Source organism: Glycomyces dulcitolivorans, from assembly GCF_003265355.1.
GTDB lineage: Bacteria > Actinomycetota > Actinomycetes > Mycobacteriales > Micromonosporaceae > Glycomyces > Glycomyces dulcitolivorans.
This window is the reverse complement of sequence record NZ_QFRW01000147.1, coordinates 1-2,553: the sequence shown is the minus strand read 5'-3', so window position 1 is coordinate 2,553 and position 2,553 is coordinate 1. Positions and strand designations below refer to the sequence as shown.

1 protein-coding gene is annotated in these 2,553 nt (G+C 76.1%); it reads left to right on the top strand.

Going from position 1 to position 2,553, the window contains the following annotated elements; translation table 11 throughout:
• Positions 1 to 276 precede the first annotated feature (276 nt).
• Positions 277 to 2,553: AfsR/SARP family transcriptional regulator (locus DI269_RS13255; RefSeq protein WP_112136614.1), on the top strand; the 2,277-nt coding region annotated here is incomplete at its 3' end.

Genomic DNA, 2,553 nt, shown 5'->3' with positions numbered 1-2,553 from the left:
GTCGCGCGACGGCGCGGAGGCGAGGACCCGCTCGGCGCTCTCGCGCAGCGGCCCCGCGGGCAGGCGCCGCAGCGCGGTCCGCGCGGCCGCGAGGCGGTCCTCGTAGTCGTCGGGTACGGCGATGCGCTCCATGGCGGCCCCTCCTCGGCTCGTCCGGTCTGCTCGAATCCTCGACCCGCGCCTCACGGATCGGTCCTCGGATCGTCATGCCGAACGCGCCACCAGTCGCTGTGGGACACTGAAGCCCCAACCCGCGGTGAGGAAAGCGACGACGCCATGGCCCTCGACGTGCGCCTGCTCGGACCCCTGGAGGTCCGCGTGGACGGCGGCCAGGTCGCGATCCCGCGGGGCAACGCCACCACGATCCTCGCGCTCCTCCTCGACGACGCCGGGCGCGCCGTCCCCATCAGCGGCCTCGTCGCCGCCGTCTACGGCGACGACCTGCCCCTCGACCCCGAGACGCAGGTCCAGAACACCGTCGGCGTCCTGCGCCGCCAGCTCGGCGCCGCACGGACCCGCATCGAGACCGTCGGCCGCGCCTACCGCTTCCGCATCGGCGAGACCGAACTCGACACCCTGCGCTGCAAGGCGAAAGAAGCCGAAGCACGGGCCCTGCGCCGCGAGAACCAGGCCGAGAAGGCCGCCGCGGTCCTGCGCGAGGCCCTCGACGAATGGCGCGGCCCCGCCCTCGCCGACCTCCCCGGCCGCGCCGCCGGGGCGATCGGCCGCCGCCTCGACGAGTACCGCCTCACCCTCCTCGAACAGCGCATCGACGCCGACATCGACACCGGCCGCGCCGCCGGCGCCGTCGAGGAGCTGCGGCACATCATCGCCGCCCACGACACCCGCCAGCGCCTCACCGCCCTCCTCATGCGCGCCCTCCACGCCTCCGGCCGCACCGCCGAAGCCCTCGAAGCGTTTGCGGCCCTGAAGGACCGGCTCGCCGACGCGCTCGGCGCCGACCCCGACCGGGAGCTCGTCGCCCTCCACACCGCGATCCTCCGCGACCAGCCCGCGGACGTCGAGCCCCCGCCCGCGGTGCCGTCGGCGGTGCCCGCGATGCTGCCGCGCGCCACGCCCCGCTTCACCGGCCGCGAGACCGAGATCCGCGCCCTCGACCGGTTCCTCATGGACGCCGGCGCCGAGGCCGGTCTGGCCGCCGTCACGGGCATGGGCGGCATCGGGAAGACCGCGCTCGCAGTGCGGTGGGCCCACCGCGTCGCGCACCGGTTCCCGGACGGGCAGCTGTACTTCAACCTGCGCGGCTTTGACCCCGCCGCGCCGGGCGCGAGCCCCGAGGACGTCCTCGGGGAGGCCCTCGCGGCGTTCGGTGCGGGCGCGATCCCGGCCGGGCTCGACGAGCGTGCGGGCCTGTACCGGACGATCCTGTCGCAGCGGCGGGTCCTGGTGCTGCTGGACAACGCCCGCGACGCCGCGCACGTGCGGCCCCTGCTGCTCACGGCCCCGGGCAGTTTCACGATCGTGACCAGCCGGGACCGGCTCGTGGGCCTGGACATGAACGAAGGCGCCGAGGTCGTCCACTTGGGACCTATGCCGGTGCCGGAGTCGGAGGCGCTGCTGGCCCGCCGCATCGGGCCCGAACGCGCCGACGCCCACCGGGAGGCCGTGGGCCGCATCGCCGCCGCGTGCGGGCGGCTTCCCCTGGCGCTGACGCTCGTCGGGTCCTGGGCCGCCGCCGACCCGCGCCTGCCCCTCGACGCGCTCGCCGACAAGCTCGCGGGCGCCGCGAACGTCCTCAGCGTGCTCGTCTCCACCGACTTCGCGTCCGATCCGCGCACGGTCTTCGACTGCTCGTACCAGCTCCTCGACGAGCGGGACGCGGCGGCGTTCCGGCTGTTCGGGCTCCATCCCGGCCCCGACCTGACCCCGGCGGCGATGGCCAGCCTCATGGGCGCCCCGCCCGCCGAGGCGCGGGCCGCGCTCGAATCGCTCGCCGAGTTCAACCTCGTCGAACCGCTCCCGGGCGACCGGTACTCGATCCACGACCTGCTGCGCGCCTACGCGGCCGAGTGCTTCGAAGACGAAGTGCTGGAACCGGAGCGGCGCGCGGCCGCGCTGCGGATGCTGGAGCACTACCTGCACGCCGCGCTCCGCGCCGACCGCCTCCACCCCGCCAATGGCCTGGGCGGGCACGGGGTCGAGCCGGGGCCGACCGCGCCCGGCGTCCGGGTCGAGGCCTTCGCGGACGCGGCGGCCGCGGCGGCGTGGTTCGACGCCGAGCACCGGGTCCTCCACGGCCTCTTGCGGACCGAGGCCGGGTTCCAGGCGGACCTGCGGGTGTGGCAGCTGGGCCGGATCCTCGCCGAGCGCATGGTCGACCGCGCCTCCGGGCACGAGCTCCTGGAGGCGCAGACGCTCGCGCTCGCGGCGGCCGAGCGGCGCGGGCAGGGCCTGGAGCAGCTCATCTGCCTGGGCTACCTGGCGATCGCGCACCAGAAGTCGGGGAACGAGGGCCAGGCGCGGGACTGCGCCGACCGGGCGGCGGTCCTCGCGGCGCGCGTCGGCGGGCCGTGGGCGGCGGCGTTCGCGGCG